The organism is Yoonia ponticola, from assembly GCF_014199395.1.
GTDB classification, from domain to species: Bacteria; Pseudomonadota; Alphaproteobacteria; order Rhodobacterales; family Rhodobacteraceae; genus Yoonia; species Yoonia ponticola.
Genome location: NZ_JACIJM010000011.1, coordinates 80,760 through 96,443 on the forward strand (window position 1 = coordinate 80,760; position 15,684 = coordinate 96,443).

General features: G+C 55.8%; 12 protein-coding genes and 2 pseudogenes. 5 read left to right on the forward strand and 9 right to left on the reverse strand.

The genetic code is table 11. The annotated features are described in order from the left end of the window. The 4 genes from FHS72_RS15860 to FHS72_RS15875 are packed head-to-tail and all read right to left on the reverse strand — an operon-like array spanning position 1 to position 4,515. Positions 1–1,059 (reverse strand): succinylglutamate desuccinylase/aspartoacylase family protein, encoded by a 1,059-nt coding sequence (locus FHS72_RS15860; RefSeq protein ID WP_183530628.1) that lies wholly within the window; start codon positions 1,057–1,059, stop codon positions 1–3. Beyond that, positions 1,056–2,693, reverse strand: coding sequence for an ABC transporter ATP-binding protein (locus tag FHS72_RS15865; protein ID WP_183530629.1), 1,638 nt, complete (start codon positions 2,691–2,693; stop codon positions 1,056–1,058). Before FHS72_RS15865 ends, FHS72_RS15860 begins: the two co-directional genes overlap by 4 nt. Before the next feature lie 3 nt (positions 2,694–2,696). Continuing rightward, positions 2,697–3,554 carry an ABC transporter permease gene (locus tag FHS72_RS15870; RefSeq protein WP_183530631.1) on the reverse strand — a complete coding sequence of 286 codons (858 nt, stop codon included), beginning with the start codon at positions 3,552–3,554 and terminating at the stop codon, positions 2,697–2,699. A gap of 4 nt (positions 3,555–3,558) precedes the next feature. Then, positions 3,559–4,515, reverse strand: coding sequence for an ABC transporter permease (locus FHS72_RS15875; RefSeq protein ID WP_183530633.1), 957 nt, complete (start codon positions 4,513–4,515; stop codon positions 3,559–3,561). Positions 4,516–4,718: 203 nt separating this feature from the next. On the opposite strand from FHS72_RS15875, the gene FHS72_RS15880 reads away from it, so the two are divergent. After that, positions 4,719–5,408 carry a histidine utilization transcriptional repressor HutC gene (locus FHS72_RS15880; RefSeq protein ID WP_343042706.1) on the forward strand — a complete coding sequence of 230 codons (690 nt, stop codon included), beginning with the start codon at positions 4,719–4,721 and terminating at the stop codon, positions 5,406–5,408. Positions 5,409–5,453: 45 nt separating this feature from the next. On the opposite strand, the gene hutU is transcribed toward FHS72_RS15880, so the two are convergent. From hutU to hutI, 4 genes are read right to left on the reverse strand one after another with little or no spacing between them, the layout of a single operon-like run. Continuing rightward, the gene (hutU, locus tag FHS72_RS15885) at positions 5,454–7,133 is read right to left on the reverse strand and encodes a urocanate hydratase (RefSeq protein ID WP_183530635.1); all 1,680 of its coding nucleotides are present in this window, start codon (positions 7,131–7,133) and stop codon (positions 5,454–5,456) included. Next, positions 7,130–7,930 (reverse strand): N-formylglutamate deformylase, encoded by an 801-nt coding sequence (gene hutG, locus FHS72_RS15890; RefSeq protein WP_183530637.1) that lies wholly within the window; start codon positions 7,928–7,930, stop codon positions 7,130–7,132. The genes hutU and hutG overlap by 4 nt, the downstream gene beginning before the upstream one ends. Continuing rightward, on the reverse strand, positions 7,927–9,465 hold the full coding sequence (gene hutH, locus FHS72_RS15895; RefSeq protein ID WP_183530639.1) for a histidine ammonia-lyase: 1,539 nt from the start codon (positions 9,463–9,465) through the stop codon (positions 7,927–7,929). The genes hutG and hutH overlap by 4 nt, the downstream gene beginning before the upstream one ends. Beyond that, positions 9,462–10,673, reverse strand: a complete 1,212-nt coding sequence (gene hutI / locus FHS72_RS15900; RefSeq protein ID WP_183530641.1) for an imidazolonepropionase — start codon at positions 10,671–10,673, stop codon at positions 9,462–9,464. Before hutI ends, hutH begins: the two co-directional genes overlap by 4 nt. 85 nt (positions 10,674–10,758) lie before the next feature. Between hutI and FHS72_RS15905 the strand changes: the two genes are divergently transcribed. After that, positions 10,759–12,117 carry a formimidoylglutamate deiminase gene (locus FHS72_RS15905; RefSeq protein ID WP_081946149.1) on the forward strand — a complete coding sequence of 453 codons (1,359 nt, stop codon included), beginning with the start codon at positions 10,759–10,761 and terminating at the stop codon, positions 12,115–12,117. Here the strand turns inward: FHS72_RS15905 and FHS72_RS15910 are convergent. Further along, a complete protein-coding gene (locus FHS72_RS15910; RefSeq protein ID WP_038008265.1) occupies positions 12,078–12,665 on the reverse strand; it encodes a HutD/Ves family protein in 588 nt (195 codons plus the stop codon). The two genes, FHS72_RS15905 and FHS72_RS15910, sit on opposite strands and share 40 nt — an antisense overlap. A gap of 112 nt (positions 12,666–12,777) precedes the next feature. On the opposite strand from FHS72_RS15910, the pseudogene FHS72_RS15915 reads away from it, so the two are divergent. The 3 genes and pseudogenes from FHS72_RS15915 to FHS72_RS15925 form a co-directional block, all read left to right on the forward strand. After that, positions 12,778–13,179, forward strand: a pseudogene (locus FHS72_RS15915) (alcohol dehydrogenase catalytic domain-containing protein); the annotation flags it as partial. Positions 13,180–13,275: 96 nt separating this feature from the next. After that, positions 13,276–14,526 (forward strand): IS256 family transposase, encoded by a 1,251-nt coding sequence (locus FHS72_RS15920; protein ID WP_183530643.1) that lies wholly within the window; start codon positions 13,276–13,278, stop codon positions 14,524–14,526. 27 nt (positions 14,527–14,553) lie between these two features. Continuing rightward, positions 14,554–15,276, forward strand: a pseudogene (locus FHS72_RS15925) (zinc-binding dehydrogenase); the annotation flags it as partial. Positions 15,277–15,684 lie beyond the last annotated feature (408 nt).

Here is a 15,684-nt window from a genome sequence, read left to right on the forward strand (position 1 = left end):
TTAGGCCTCCGCGTCTGTCATCAGTGTGTCCAGATCAGCTTTTGAAAGTTCGGGGCAGATCACGCACAAATGATCGCCCGGTGCCACGATGGCCCCGGCGCGCAGGATCGCGACTTTGCCCGCACGTTTGCTGCACAGGACTTTCGGCACCTCATCCATCCTGTAAAGGTCGCGTAACCGCATCACAGGTTCGCCTTCGGCGACGTGATTGCCAATGCTCACTAAGGGCTCGACCAAGCTATGTGATTGAGCGGTGATGTAGTCGGCGTTTTCACCAAGGTCGAGGAATGTCGTATCCGGTTGAGGCAATACGCCCAACCGTTCGGCCGTTGCAGCGTGAATGATCCGTTGGTGGACAAGTAACCTTAGGATCCCGATCCATCCTGCCTCCATAGCGTCGAGCGTGACTTTGCCTTCGCCACCCAATTCGCACGAAATCATGGCACATCCGGCATTGTGTGCAGCGCTGTCGAAATCTCCAGGCGTGTCGCTGACGGGAACCACCATCGTGTGGGCAAGCCCCATAACCTTCGCCAGTTCGTATGTCTTTTTGTTGCAGGCAGCGTCGGGCGACAGGCAAAAATAGGCGGCGTTCAAATAGTTTGATCCACTGCCGCCTGAATGGAGATCAATGGCTATGTCTGCTTCAGGCAAAAGCTGCGTGGCGACAAAGCCTGCGATCTCTTGTGTTGGACCGGCATAGGCGGCACCCGGAAATGATCTGTTCAGGTTCCCACCGTCTAGCGGTGAAATACGGCTACGAGATTGAACCGCTGGCATGTTCAGGGCTGGCGCAAGGATCAAACGCCCTTCAACATCGCTTTGCGTCAGTAATTCAAACAACCGACGCACGATGATCTGTCCCTCGTATTCATCACCATGGTTGCCAGCGCAAACCAATGCTGTCGGGCCGTCCCCACCGCGTATGACACAAAGCGGCGACTGAATGGTGGAAAAGCCGTGGCGATTATCTGAATGGGTTAGACCAAAAACGTCGGCGCGTTTGCCTTGTGCCGTCAGGTTGAGTGCAGAGTGGACTGTTCCGAAATTCAGACTCATAATTGCTCCTCCGACGTGACCATTGCGCCGCGTTCCTTCAACAGACCCGCCAACCAGTCAGGATCCATTTCGGGCACCGATGAAAGCAGTAACTCGGTGTAGGGCGCGTGCGGTGGCGAAAATATCGTCTCTTTGGCACCTTGTTCTACAATAACCCCGTTTTGCATCACGACAACTTCGTCCGCGATGGAGCGGACTGTGGCGATATCGTGGGTGATGAACATGTAGGTTAGGTCCATCTCGCGTTGCAGACGGTCCAGCAAGCGCAAGATTCCTTCTGCAACCAGTTGGTCCAGCGCGGACGTGACTTCATCGCAGATGATGAAATCAGGCTCAGCTGCCAGGGCGCGGGCGATGCAGACACGTTGTTTCTGCCCCCCCGATAATTCGGAGGGCATGCGGTTTATGAACTCATCAGGGTCCAACTCGATTAACGTGAGCAACTCTCTGATACGAACGTCCTTGGCACGCCCCTTCAACCCCAAAAAGAACTCTAGCGGTCGCCCGATAATGTCTTTGATCCGATGCTTTGGATTGAGCGCGGTATCCGCCATCTGGTGGATCATCTGGATATGGCGTTGCAAGTCACGGGGGCGCTGTTTGCCAGACTTTGGCAGCGCGGCACCATTATAGTGAAGTGAGCCGCTTGAAGGAGGTAACAGCCCCATCACGACCCGCGCCATTGTTGATTTTCCTGAACCGCTTTCACCCACAACCGCAACTGTGCTTCCGCGTGTGATGGTTAGATTGATCCCTTTTAGAATATCGACAGCACCATAGCCTGCAGTCATGTCTCGGATTTCGAGTAGCGGGCCTTCGTCGACGTGTCGGGCGGCAGGGGGCGCGCGGCGAAAGTCGCGTACAGCCCACAATGATTTCGTGTAGTCCTGCTGCGGATTTGCGAGCATGTCGCGGGCAGGGGCTTCTTCGACTTCTTCGCCGCGCAACAGGACTTTGATCTTGTCTGCCATCTGCGCCACGACAGCCAGATCGTGGGTGATGTAGATTGCCGCGGTATTATATTCGCGCACGATGTCGCGGATCGCGGCAAGCACCTCAATTTGGGTGGTCACATCGAGCGCGGTGGTTGGTTCATCGAAGATGATCAGATCGGGACGGCAGGCCATAGCCATAGCCGTCATTGCGCGTTGAAGCTGCCCACCTGAGACCTGATGAGGGTAGCGAAACCCTATGTCTTCCGGGTTGGGTAGGCGAATTTTGCGATAAAGTTCGACCGCATCAGACTGAGCATCGGCGCGAGACATGACGCCATGTTTGACCGGTGCCTCGCAATATTGGTCGATCAATCTGTAAGCGGGATTGAACGCGGCCGCCGCTGATTGGGCGACGTAGGCAATGCGCGCTCCCCGCAGTTGCCGCAGCGCCTCATTCGACGCCCCAACAAGATCCTGCCCATCAAAATGGATAGAGCCGCCGCTGATCCGGCAACCGCCTTTGGTATACCCCATCGCAGCCAGACCCAGCGTCGATTTACCAGCACCGCTTTCCCCGATCAGGCCAAGAATCTCGCCGCGGTTCAGGGTTAAGTTCACACCTTTGATGATTGGTTTCCATTGACGGTCCGAACGCCCTTCAATGCGGATGTCTTTCATTTCAAGCAACAGGTCAGTCATGCGTTACTCCTTCAGACCGGAAGACATGTGCAAAACCCAATCTACAACAAGGTTCACGCCGATGGTCAGCAGCGCGATAGCGCCCGCAGGGAGAAGCGGAGCAAGACCAAAAGTCGCGGTCTGGAATGTCGCAAAGTTGGCGAACGAGATCAGTTTGGCGCTTTCACGCACCATGCCGCCCCAGTCCGCCGTTGGGGGCTGAATGCCAAGCCCCAAGAAGGACAGCGCCGAAATGAACAAGAAGACAAAGCAAAAACGCAACCCAAATTCTGCGATTAACGGCGCTGCAGCGTTGGGCAGAACCTCTTTGCGGATCAGCCAGAACATCCCCTCGCCACGCATGCGGGCAACTTCTATATAATCCATCGTCAAAATGCCCTGCGCCACCGCGCGGGACAGTCTGAAAACCCTTGTGCTGTCGAGAATGGCGATGACAAGAATCAGCGCGATGACAGAGGTGCCGGTGATCGTCAGAATGAGCAGCGCAAAAATCAGCGGTGGGATTGCCATCAGAACATCAACTACACGTGAACTGATTGCATCAAACCAGCCGCCGATTGTTGCGGCAAGCAACCCGAAGGTCGCCCCGAGCGTAAAGGCGAGCGCCGTGGTCACCAGCGCGATGCCCACCGTATTGCGTGCACCGTAGATCAGACGGGACAAAACATCTCGCCCCAAGGCATCGGTTCCCAGATAATGCGGGGATGCCCATGGCATGTATTGTTTACCAACGGATGCGCTTTCCGCGAAGGGCGCAAAAAATGGGGCACCAAGCGCCAGTACAGCATAAAATATGACGATAAGGATGCCGATCCACGCGGAAACTGGTGCATCTTTGAGGTGATGGGAGAGGTTATGCATGCTGTTACCTCGGGTGCAATAGGCGAGGGTTTGCAATGATCGACAGAATATCCGCCAGCAGATTAAGCAGAATGTACGTCGCGGCAAAGATGAGGCACGCTGCCTGCACAACTGTGACATCCCGGTTCGAAACTGCATCCACAAGGATTTGCCCAAGGCCCGGATAGACAAACACCACCTCGACCAAGACAACGCCGACAATCAGATAGGCCAGGTTCAAGGCGATCACATTGATGATGGGTGCCAGCGCATTTGGCAGGGCATGCACTGCGATAACACGCCACCGTTTTATGCCCTTTAGATGCGCCATCTCGATGTAAGGTAACGCAAGTAAATTCAGGATCGCTGCCCGCGTCATGCGCATCATATAGGCGAGAACAATGAGTGTGAGTGTCATTGCGGGCAAAAATGTGCGGTAAAGTCGCTCACCCAAGCCCATTTCTACATCCACATTGGCAAGGCTGGGGAACCATCCTAGGCCAACCGAGAAGATGAGGATCAGGATGTAGGCGATGAAAAATTCAGGGAATGAAATCGCGGCCAACGTAGAACTTGAAAGCACCCGATCAAAGACTGAGCCGTTGTAAAGCGCCGCCAGCATGCCCGAAACAACCGCGATCGGTACGGCGATTGCAGCGGCATAACCGGCTAGAAAAAAGGTGTTCCCAACCCGGTAACCGATAAGCTCGGAAATGGGCCGTTGGTTTGCCAGTGAAATCCCGAAGTCGCCGGTAATTGCGCCCCCCAACCAAGAAAAGTAGCGTTCATGCACAGGGCGGTTGAGGTCAAACTTTTCCCGGAACGCTGCAAGGCTCTCTTCGGTTGCCGCCTGACCTAACATTTCTGTCGCAATATCGCCGGGTAGCAATTCGATCGCTGCAAAAATGATGATCGTAACAATCCATAAGGTCACGAACCCGATCAACAAACGCTTTAGAATTATTGACAGAATTGGATTCATAACCACACTTTTGTCTGAGTAAATTTGCTTATGTCTAGATTTATACTAAGATGATGGTGCTATGTATATGTTGGCAACAGCAGGTCCGCTGGATGACTATTTAGCTTTGCTAAAACGCGAAGCTACCTTTAGACACTTGGGTCAAGATTAGATCTGCGGTAATGCAGAATAAAGTAGTCATATTGCCAGAGAGGCGGTGCTCGGTGAAAGCCACTTACAAAGATGTGAAATCCGACATCCTGTCGAAAATCACCAAGGGAGAATGGGCACCGGGCAGCCTTGTTCCCAATGAAGTCGATCTGGCTGCGACTTACGGCTGCGCACGGGCCACCGTAAACCGTGCGATGCGCGAGTTAGCGGATGATGGATTGATTGAACGGCGGCGAAAGGCAGGCACTCGGGTTCGGATGACGCCGATCCGGCAAGCGCGGTTTGATATTCCTATCGTGCGTGCCGAGATCGAAGAAAAAGGCGCAGAATATCGCTATTCTCTTGTTAGCAGTTCCATTGAACCGGCACCGGATTGGTTGCGTGCACGGTTAAAATTGTCCGACAAAAGCAAAGTTTTGCGGTTGGTTTGTATGCATTATGCCGACGGCGATCCGTATCAGCATGAAGATAGATGGATAAATCTTACCAGCTTACCGCAGGCGCAGACGGTTGATTTTTCAGACGTAGGACCGAATGAGTGGTTGGTGTCGACCATCCCATTTTCAGACGTTGAAATCAGTTTTTCGGCGGGATTGGCGGATAAAAGGCTGACAGACTATCTTACCTGCGCCATTGGCGATCCGGTCTTTACCATTGAGCGATCAACATGGTGGGAAGGTCAGTCGGTCACATACGTCCGGCTAACCTATAAGCCCGGCCACCGTCTGACGACGCGTTACTGAAGCGGTTTGCGCCGCTGCCATGATCTGACAGCGGCGCAATTTTCCTTACAAGATGCCGGGCAAGTTCAACCCATTTTCGCGGGCGCATTCCAATGCCTCGTCATATCCCGCATCCGCATGGCGCATTACACCCGTGGCCGGGTCGTTCCACAGAACCCGCTCGATACGGCGGTCCGCGTCTTCAGTGCCATCGCAGCAGATCACCATGCCGGAGTGTTGCGAGAAGCCCATGCCAACGCCGCCACCGTGGTGCAGCGATACCCATGTGGCACCGGATGCAGTGTTCAGCAGCGCGTTCAACAATGGCCAATCTGATACGGCGTCAGAGCCGTCTTTCATCGCCTCGGTTTCACGGTTTGGCGACGCGACAGAGCCAGAGTCGAGGTGGTCGCGGCCAATCACGATCGGTGCCGACAGCTCTCCGGTACGGACCATTTCATTGAAGGCCAAGCCCAATTTGTGACGCACACCCAGACCAACCCAGCAAATCCGGGCTGGCAGGCCTTGGAAGGCAATCCGCTCGCGGGCCATATCGAGCCAGTTGTGCAGGTGTTTGTCTTCGGACAGGATTTCTTTGACCTTTGCATCGGTTTTATAAATGTCCTCGGGATCGCCGGACAGGGCGGCCCAACGGAACGGGCCCACGCCACGGCAAAACAGCGGGCGAATATAAGCGGGGACAAAACCAGGGAATGCAAAGGCATCCTCAAGCCCTTCTTCAAGCGCTACCTGACGAATGTTGTTACCATAATCCACAGTTGGCACGCCTGCGTTGTGGAAGTCGACCATCGCGGCAACATGCGTGCGCATCGACGCGCGGGCAGCCTTCTCAACAGCTTTCGGATCGCTTTCGCGCTTTTCTTTCCACTGTCCCATCGTCCAGTTCTGCGGCAAGTAACCGTTAATTGGATCATGCGCGGAGGTTTGGTCGGTCACGATATCGGGGCGAATGCCACCATCATTCATGCGCTTCACAAGTTCAGGGAATACATCAGCGGCGTTGCCAAGCAGGGCCACGGACTTCGCCTCGCCTGCGGCGGTCCAGCGCTCGATCATCTCAAGCGCTTCGTCTAGTGTTTCTGCCTTCTCGTCGACGTATTTGGTGCGCAGCCGGAAGTCGATGCTGTCGGGGTTACATTCGACTGCAAGACAACAAGCGCCAGCCATCACAGCGGCCAAAGGCTGCGCGCCACCCATGCCGCCAAGACCGCCTGTTAGGATCCATTTGCCCTTGAGCGAGCCATCATAATGCTGACGACCTGCTTCGACAAATGTCTCATATGTGCCCTGAACGATACCTTGGGAGCCGATGTAGATCCATGAACCAGCGGTCATCTGACCATACATCGCGAGTCCCTTTTTATCGAGCTCGTTGAAATGATCCCACGTGGCCCAATGCGGGACGAGGTTAGAGTTGGCGATCAGAACACGTGGCGCGTCTTTGTGAGTTCGGAACACGCCGACGGGCTTACCGGATTGCACCAGCAAGGTCTGGTCTTCTTCCAGCTCTTTCAGGCTGGCCACGATCATGTCGAAGTCTTTCCATGTGCGTGCAGCGCGCCCAATGCCACCGTAAACCACCAATTCATGCGGGTTTTCCGCCACATCGGGGTGCAGGTTGTTCATCAACATGCGCATCGGCGCCTCAGTAAGCCAGCTTTTGGCGGTGATTTCGGTGCCAGTGGCAGGAAAGATGTCACGGGTGTTCTTGCGAGGATCGCTCATGATGTGCCTTTCAGGGTAGGGGCCAATGCGGCCAGTTTTTTTAGAATTTCAGTGAGGTAAGGGCGCAGGCGTGCGGCTTTGTCCTTGTCATATGTCCACGGGCTTGCCTCGGTGGTCAGGTAGGTGCTTTGCGCCAGTTCCATCTGGATCGCGTGCATGCCTTTCTTGGGGTGGCCATAGTGGCGCGTGGTCCAGCCGCCTTTGAAACGACCATTGGCAATTGAGGTATAGCCTTCGGCTTTGGCGCAGACCTCTTGTGTCGCCGCCTCGATTTCCGGCGCACAAGTATCGCCCATGTTTGTTCCGATATTGAAGTCAGGCAGGGTGCCGTCAAACAGGAACGGAATGCCCGAGCGGATGGAGTGGCAATCATACAAGATCGCAATCCCGTGCAGATCGCGCACACGCTCAAGCTCGGCCTGCAAGGCGGCGTGATAGGGTGTGTGAAATGCGTCTTGGCGTGCTTTCACGGCGGCCTCATCAGGTGGATCTATCCAGATATCAGTGCCGTCAAAATCCGTCAGCGGCACAAGGCCCGTGGTATTTTGACCGGGATAGAGGGATACGCCCACTGGGTCACGATTTGCATCAATGACATAGCGGTGGAAGGTGGCCCGCACGGTGGAGGCCCCCGCCAGCACACCATTATAGAGCTTATGAATGTGCCAGTCGGTGTCGTCCAACCTGCGCCCGCGAGGGTTTAAATTGGCCATGATTGCGTCCGGCACGTATGTGCCAGTGTGGGGCAGGCCCAGAACTATAGGGCTGTCACCTTGGAAAACTTCTACAGGCTTCATGCGTCGAACTCTGGCATGTTGATGGCGGCAGCGGTGACAATGTCGCCGCTTGCGATCATGCGCGTAGCGCGCTCAAGGTCAGGTGCGAGGTAGCGGTCTTCGCCCAAGGTGGCGACGTCTTTGCGTACGCGTGCAACAACGCGCTGCAAGGTGTCACTAGTTGTCAGCGGCGCACGGAAATCAATGCCCTGCGCACCGCACAGCAATTCAACACCCAAGATGCAGTTGAGGTTGTCGATCATCGGCCCAAGCCTGCGAGCGCCATGCGCGGCCATGCTGACATGGTCCTCTTGGTTGGCAGAAGTCGGCGTGCTGTCCGTGACACAAGGGTTTGCCAGATGTTTGTTCTCACTCATCAACGCCGCAGTGGTGACTTCGGCGATCATATAGCCGCTGTTCAAACCGGGATTGGGCGTCAGGAACGGCGGCAGATTAAAGCTGAGGACAGGGTCAACAATCAGCGCCACACGGCGCTGTGCTATCGCGCCAATCTCGGCAATTGCCAGCGCGATCATATCGGCAGCAAAACCTACGGGTTCGGCATGGAAGTTGCCGCCTGAGACGATCAGATCAGCACCGACCAGCACCAACGGATTGTCAGTTGCGGCGTTGGCCTCGATCTCAAGCGTGCGGGCGGCCATGCGCAACACATCCATGGCAGCACCTGTGACCTGCGGCTGACAACGGATGCAGTAAGGGTCTTGGACACGGGCATCATCAACCATATGGCTGTCACGGATTTCGGAGCCAGCGAGCAGGGCGCGCATAGTTTCGCCCGCTTCGATTTGGCCGCGATGTCCGCGCAGGGCGTGGATTTCAGGTTGCAAAGGAGCGGTGGAGCCCATGATCGCGTCGGTCGAAAGCGCCGAAGTTACCAGCGCGGAATGCGCACCGCGCCATGCGCCGAACAAACCCGCAAGGGCAAAAGCGGTTGAGAACTGTGTGCCGTTGATAAGCGCAAGGCCTTCCTTCGGACCAAGTTCTACAGGCGTCAGGCCTGCGGCGGCCAGCGCCTTATCCCCGGACATGACTTTGCCACCGAATTCTGCTTCGCCGTGACCCATCATAGCAGCGGCCATATGAGCAAGCGGGGCCAGATCGCCAGAGGCGCCAACGGAGCCTTGGGCGGGGATGACAGGCGTTACGCCCTTATCCAGCATGGCCTCAATCAGATCGACAATTTCGAGCCGCACACCGGAAGCGCCGCGCCCGAGGCTGAGGAGCTTAAGCGCCATCAACAGGCGCGCATGGCCGCGCGGGATCGCAGGGCCAACGCCACAACAATGCGACAGGATCAGATTGCGTTGCAGAGCAGCGGTGTCTTTGGCTTCGATCTTGACCGACGCAAGTTTGCCGAAACCAGTGTTCACGCCGTAAACGGCATCGGTGCCAGCGACTGCTTTGGCGATACGTGCATGGGCCAGCTCAATCGCGGGGCGGCAGGCCGGGTCAAGGCGCACAGATGCTTCTTCGCGGTAGATTTTATCCAGATCAGCCAAAGTTACAGCGCCGGGAGTGAGAGTTAATACGGTCATGACGTGGCTCCGAAAATACGGGTGTGAAGGGGGTTAAAGCCGATGCGATAGGCAAGTTCGGCAGGGTGTTTGATGTCCCAAACTGCAAGTTCGGCGCGCATGCCTGCCTTGATTATCCCGACGTCTTTGAGGCCAAGGGCGCGTGCGGCATTTTGCGTGGCACCGCGCAAGACTTCTTCCGGGGTCATGCGGAACAGGGTGCACCCCATGTTCAGCGCCAGCAGCAGCGAATTGAGCGGCGAGGAACCCGGATTAACATCGGTGGCGATTGCCATGGGAACACCGTGTTTGCGCAGCAGGGCAATGGGTGGTGCTTGTGTTTCGCGGATGGTGTAGAAGGCACCGGGCAAGATGACGGCGGTGGTGCCCGCGTCTGCCAAGGCCTTGACGCCATCCTCATCAAGATATTCGATATGGTCAGCAGACAATGCGCCGTAGCTTGCGGCAAGCTTAGCACCGCCAAGGTTGGACAGTTGTTCAGCGTGCAGTTTGACAGGCAGGCCAAGTTCGACAGCCACATCAAACACTCGTGCGATCTGGGTTGTATCAAATGCAATGCCTTCACAGAACCCGTCGACGACATCAACCAGCCCTTCAGCGTGAGCGGCACGTAGGGCAGGGATGCATACCTCATCGATATATACATCGTCTCGGCCTTCATATTCGGCCGGGGTTGCATGGGCACCAAGGAAGGTGGTTTTGACGCGGATAGGGCGGTTTGCCATGACTGCACGGGCAACCCGCAGCATCCGCAATTCAGTCTCTGTATCGAGGCCATAGCCGGATTTGATCTCAATCGTGGTCACGCCTTCAGCGATCAGCACATCAACACGGCGCAGGGCATCTTGAAGCAGTTGGTCTTCTGTGGCGTTGCGGGTGGCTGTCACGGTCGAAACAATGCCACCACCAGCGCACGCAACCTCTTCGTAGCTCGCCCCATTCAGGCGCATTTCGAATTCTACCGCGCGATCACCACCATGCACGATGTGCGTGTGGCAATCGATCAAACCTGGGGTTAGGAGGCGACCACCAAGGCTGGTACGGTCCAGGGATATATACATGTCGGGCAAGGACGCAGCGGGACCGACCCATTCAATCACCCCGTCCATCACAGCAATGGCTGCGTCTTTGATCAAGCCGTAGGGCGCATCCGATTCGCCCATCGTCGCTGCGTTCAAATCAACAAAAAGGGTGTTCTTGTTAGTCATGGTAGTCCACCGATGATCAAAAATTTCGCTTTTCTAGTACGCGCTAGTGTGCTTTATGTCTATACATAAAAACGAGGATCTCCAAATGATTTTTGCAAAGCAAGCCAAACTTTCTACCGGATGGGCGTCCAATGTGCGTGTGACGCATGCGGACGGACGCATCACTGATATCGCGCCAAACCAAACGCCGGACGCGCATGACACCTGCGTTGACACCCTGTTGCCAGCCCTTGCAAACCTGCACAGCCACAGTTTTCAGCGGGCGATGGCGGGGATGACCGAATACCGGATGGCAGGCAAAGACAGCTTTTGGACGTGGCGCGATTTGATGTACCGGTTCACCGCTAACCTGACGCCCGAACATATCGAAGCGATCGCAGCTTTTGTGTTCTTGGAGATGCAAGAAGCGGGCTATGCCAGCGTCGGCGAATTCCATTATCTGCATCATCAGGCCGGTGGTGCGACCTACGATGATCTGGGAGAGCTTTCGTCACGCATCGCCACCGCAGCTGCAAAGACCGGGATCGGTCTCACACATTTGCCAGTGCTTTATACCTACGGTGGCGCGGGGCAAATGCCGCTTGAGGCAGGACAGGCGCGCTTTGGCAATTCGGTGGACCGGTTCAATGATCTTGTCGCTCGGGCGCGGGATGTCGTGGCGCACTTGCCAGCCGATTGCCAAGTCGGGATTGCGCCGCATTCGCTGCGGGCCACATCGCCCGATGATCTGAAGGCAGTGCTTGCCGCCCATACCGCAGGCCCCGTTCACATCCACATCGCAGAGCAACCCAAAGAAGTCGCCGACATCTCGGCGTGGTTGGGCGCGCGACCCGTAGAATGGTTGCTGGCTAATGCGGACGTGACAACAAACTGGTGCCTGATCCATGCCACCCACATGACAGCTGATGAAACTACAAAGATGGCAAAGTCCGGAGCAGTGGCTGGCCTTTGCCCCGTGACCGAGGCAAACTTGGGCGACGGTCCGTTCAATGGCCCCGGCTATTTGGAAGCGGGCGGCGCGTTCGGCGTTGGATCGGATTCAAACGTTCTGGTCTCACTGACCGAAGAGTTGCGTACGTTGGAATATTCTCAACGCCTACGCGATGTGGCGCGCAACGTTATGGTTGTGGGCGAAGGATCCGTTGGGGACACGATTTACACGGGTGCTGCCAAGGGTGGCGCACAGGCGCTTGGGCGCGGCGCGGGTGAAATTGCCGTGGGCGAGCTGGCCGATGTTGTGGCGATTGACAGCGCCGCACCGTCGATGTGCGCGCTGCGTCAGGATCAGATCCTGGACGGCTTGGTGTTTGCAGCCAAAGACGATGTCGTTACCGACGTTTGGTCAGCAGGACGTCATGCCGTACAATCGGGTCGCCACGTCAAACGCGACGACATTGTCGCGGCTTACAAATTGGCGATGCAAAGCTTGATGGCATCTTTGTGATCTAGGTAGTCCAGTCGTATTTCCAAAACGGCGTCGTCCTCGTCCAGATGTAGGGCGGCGTCATTGCTGTCGATGAACATCGTGTCGCCCTCAGCCGTATGGACCGCGTTGATTTCCGGAGCGCCGGCCAGAACGTGAAAGGCCAGCAGCCCATGTTCAGGTCGGGCAACCAACCCTTTGAATGGGTCACGTCGTGTTGTGACGGAGCCGTCGCAAAGCATTGGATCAAACATCAAATTCAGATCAGTCAATGGACCGTCGGTGAGGCTGGATTGGACTTTCAGCGCACCGTCAAAGTGTACGGGCTGCCACATACGGGCTGTTATGGTGTGGGTCGGGGCCTGCAATTCCATCGCGCCGCCAGACACCACCGTCAGAACGCGCGTCATGCCAGCAAAGTCTGAAAATGGCCCGTCCTGTGCAACGTCAGCCCGACTGATCGTCCAGGCAGCGCGATCAGCCAAAAGGCCTTTGGCAATACTGCGGGTGATTCCGCCCCCGTTTTTCCAAGGGACATCAACCAGTTCATTTCGCTTAAGGACATGCATGTTTGAATCTTTCCCAATTTTGAATCACGCGACCTGACCGACGTAAGGATGGGTTTTATCTGATGTGCTAAATCATAATAAGTCTATACATAAAATCAAAGGATAACCCATGATGAGAACCCATGCCGCCGTTGCTGTTGCTGCAGGTCAACCGCCTGAGATCATGGAGGTCAATCTTGAAGACCCTAAAGCGGGTGAGGTTTTGGTTGAAATCAAAGCCACCGGCCTGTGCCACACGGACGAGTTCACGCGCTCCGGCGATGACCCAGAAGGCATCTTTCCTGCGATCCTCGGCCATGAGGGCGCGGGCGTTGTGATTGAAGTCGGCGAAGGCGTCACAGGCCTTGAGGTCGGGGATCACGTGATCCCGCTTTACACGCCCGAATGCCGTGAATGTGAGTATTGCCTGAACCCCAAAACCAACCTCTGTCAATCAATCCGCAGCACACAGGGCGCTGGTCTATTACCCGATGGTTCAACGCGGTTTTCAATGCTGGATGGCACGCCGATCCACCGAGATATAGCTAAAAGTTGGTGATGGCCCCTGAGGGGCGGCATATCATGGCGTTGTTCACGCGCCGCAATTCTCGAAGAGAAAAGGATATGCCACATGACGAAGACTATCATCACGACCTTGCCCGATCCACATGGATTTTCGCCTGACCCGTTGACTGACCTTCTGCGTTCAGGTGCGCGCGGCCTGATCCAGCAAGCAGTTGAAGCAGAGCTTTCAGTGTTGTTGGAGGCGTATTCCGGCGACCGGATCGAGGATGGTCGTGCTCGGCTGGTCCGCCACGGGCATCTGCCGGAACGCGAGGTGATGACCGGGATCGGTGCTGTGCCGGTCAAGGTGCCGCGCGTGCGAGATCGGGGCGACACCGCTGAGAAAGTCCGGTTCACCTCGACAATCTTGCCGCCCTATTTGCGCAAAGCCAAATCTATCGAAGAACTGCTGCCTTGGCTTTATCTCAAAGGCATTTCCACTGGCGACTTTCACGAAGCACTTGCCGCACTTTTGGGGCCCAATGCAGCGGGGCTGTCATCGACGACAATTTCTCGGCTTAAAGCCGACTGGTGGGACGAGTACGACCGCTGGCAACGCCGCGATCTCAGCACGTGCCGGTTCGTCTACATCTGGGCTGATGGCGTCTACTTCCGCCCACGAATGGCTGAGGAAAAACAATGTGTTCTGGTGTTGATTGGCGCGGATGAATGGGGTCGCAAGGAAATCATCGGCCTTGCGGATGGCTACCGCGAAAGTACCCAAAGCTGGCGAGAGTTGCTGCTTGATCTGCAGCGGCGCGGACTGACCCATGCGCCGGATCTTGCCATTGGCGATGGTGCTTTAGGGTTCTGGCATGCGCTGCGCGAGGTCTTTGGCGCGACGAAAGAACAGCGTTGCTGGTTCCACAAGACCGGTAATGTTTTGAACGCGATGCCAAAGTCAGTTCAGGCAAAAGCCAAAGGTCATCTGCACGATATTTGGCAGGCTGAAACCCGCGTGGAGGCTGAGGTCGCTTTCGATTTCTTCGTGGCATCCTACGGCGTGAAATACGACAAAGCTGTTGGCAAGCTGACCAAAGATCGCGACGTGCTCCTAGCCTTCTATGACTTCCCTGCCGAACATTGGAAGCACATTCGAACGACCAACCCAATCGAAAGCACCTTTGCCACCGTCCGACATCGCACTGGAAAAACCAAAGGATGCCTCAGCCGCAAAACAGGCCTCGCCATGGCGTTCAAACTGATGATGTCAGCCCAAACGAAGTGGCGCAAACTGGACGGAGCCAACCGCATGCCCGAGATCATTGAGGGGATTGAATTCAAGGACGGGATCAAGCAACTTCAAAACGCCGCCTGATCACACCGTCACCAACTTTCGGGCATAGCTCCGATCCACCACTATATGGGTTGTTCGACCTTCGCCAACCACACTGTTGTGCCAGAAATCGCACTGGCGAAAGTTCGCAAAGACGCGCCGTTTGACAAGATTTGCTACATCGGCTGTGGCGTGACGACGGGTATCGGTGCGGTGATCAACACGGCCAAGGTTGAGATTGGGTCAACAGGCATTGTGTTCGGTCTTGGCGGCATTGGTTTGAACGTCATCCAAGGCTTGCGTTTGGCGGGGGCCGACCAGATCGTTGGCGTGGATCTAAACGACGACAAGGCCGTGATGGCCAAGCACTTTGGCATGACCGACTTTGTGAACCCGTCCAAGATTGACGGCGACATTGTCGCGCACCTGGTTGAACTGACGGGCGGCGGCGCGGACTACACGTTTGATGCCACGGGCAACGTCAACGTCATGCGCCAAGCGCTGGAATCAGCGCACAAGGGCTGGGGCGAAAGCATCATCATCGGCGTCGGGGGAGCAGGACAGGAGATTTCCACCCGTCCGTTCCAACTGGTCACTGGCCGCAGCTGGCGCGGCACGGCGTTTGGCGGTGCAAGCGGACGGACGGACGTTCCGAAGATCGTGGATTGGTACATGGACGGTAAGATCGAGATTGACCCAATGATCACCCACCTGCTGAAGCTGGAAGACATCAACCACGGGTTTGATTTGATGCACGAAGGCAAATCTATCCGCGCTGTCGTTGAGTTCTGAAGTCCAGACCCTCGGGTTAATATCTAATCATTAGTCCCCCGCGCGCCAGTAACAGCAGGCGCGCGGGGGACTAATGTTTTTCGGATACGACAGTTGTGGACTGATCGCCCAGTTTGCTCTCAATGTACTTCAGGAAATCCCAGATCGTCCGGTGCAAGCGGACCGCCAGGAAAGAGCCGTGTCATTTGCGCCTGTTGCAAGTCATGGATAGTCAATGCGCTGAGCACGAGGGCTGCAAAAGGCCAAAATAGTTACATTCAATCAGAATCCAAAATAGATGATTTAACATAAGATTGATTATGCGCATATTATCTGTCGCCGCAAAGTTAGAATGTCCCACATCTGCAAAGTAGAAGTGTCACACTTCCCTGTTGAACAAGCAGGATTGGAGTGTGACCGTGGGATTGG

What these genes read in the sequence shown, in the direction of transcription:
- FHS72_RS15860 (WP_183530628.1), bottom strand. Translation starts at nt 1,059, where the DNA reads ATGAGTCTGAATTTCGGAACAGTCCACTCTGCACTCAACCTGACGGCA.
- FHS72_RS15865 (WP_183530629.1), bottom strand. Translation starts at nt 2,693, where the DNA reads ATGACTGACCTGTTGCTTGAAATGAAAGACATCCGCATTGAAGGGCGT.
- FHS72_RS15870 (WP_183530631.1), bottom strand. Translation starts at nt 3,554, where the DNA reads ATGCATAACCTCTCCCATCACCTCAAAGATGCACCAGTTTCCGCGTGG.
- FHS72_RS15875 (WP_183530633.1), bottom strand. Translation starts at nt 4,515, where the DNA reads ATGAATCCAATTCTGTCAATAATTCTAAAGCGTTTGTTGATCGGGTTC.
- hutU (WP_183530635.1), bottom strand. Translation starts at nt 7,133, where the DNA reads ATGAGCGATCCTCGCAAGAACACCCGTGACATCTTTCCTGCCACTGGC.
- hutG (WP_183530637.1), bottom strand. Translation starts at nt 7,930, where the DNA reads ATGAAGCCTGTAGAAGTTTTCCAAGGTGACAGCCCTATAGTTCTGGGC.
- hutH (WP_183530639.1), bottom strand. Translation starts at nt 9,465, where the DNA reads ATGACCGTATTAACTCTCACTCCCGGCGCTGTAACTTTGGCTGATCTG.
- hutI (WP_183530641.1), bottom strand. Translation starts at nt 10,673, where the DNA reads ATGACTAACAAGAACACCCTTTTTGTTGATTTGAACGCAGCGACGATG.
- FHS72_RS15905 (WP_081946149.1), top strand. Translation starts at nt 10,759, where the DNA reads ATGATTTTTGCAAAGCAAGCCAAACTTTCTACCGGATGGGCGTCCAAT.
- FHS72_RS15910 (WP_038008265.1), bottom strand. Translation starts at nt 12,665, where the DNA reads ATGCATGTCCTTAAGCGAAATGAACTGGTTGATGTCCCTTGGAAAAAC.
- FHS72_RS15920 (WP_183530643.1), top strand. Translation starts at nt 13,276, where the DNA reads ATGACGAAGACTATCATCACGACCTTGCCCGATCCACATGGATTTTCG.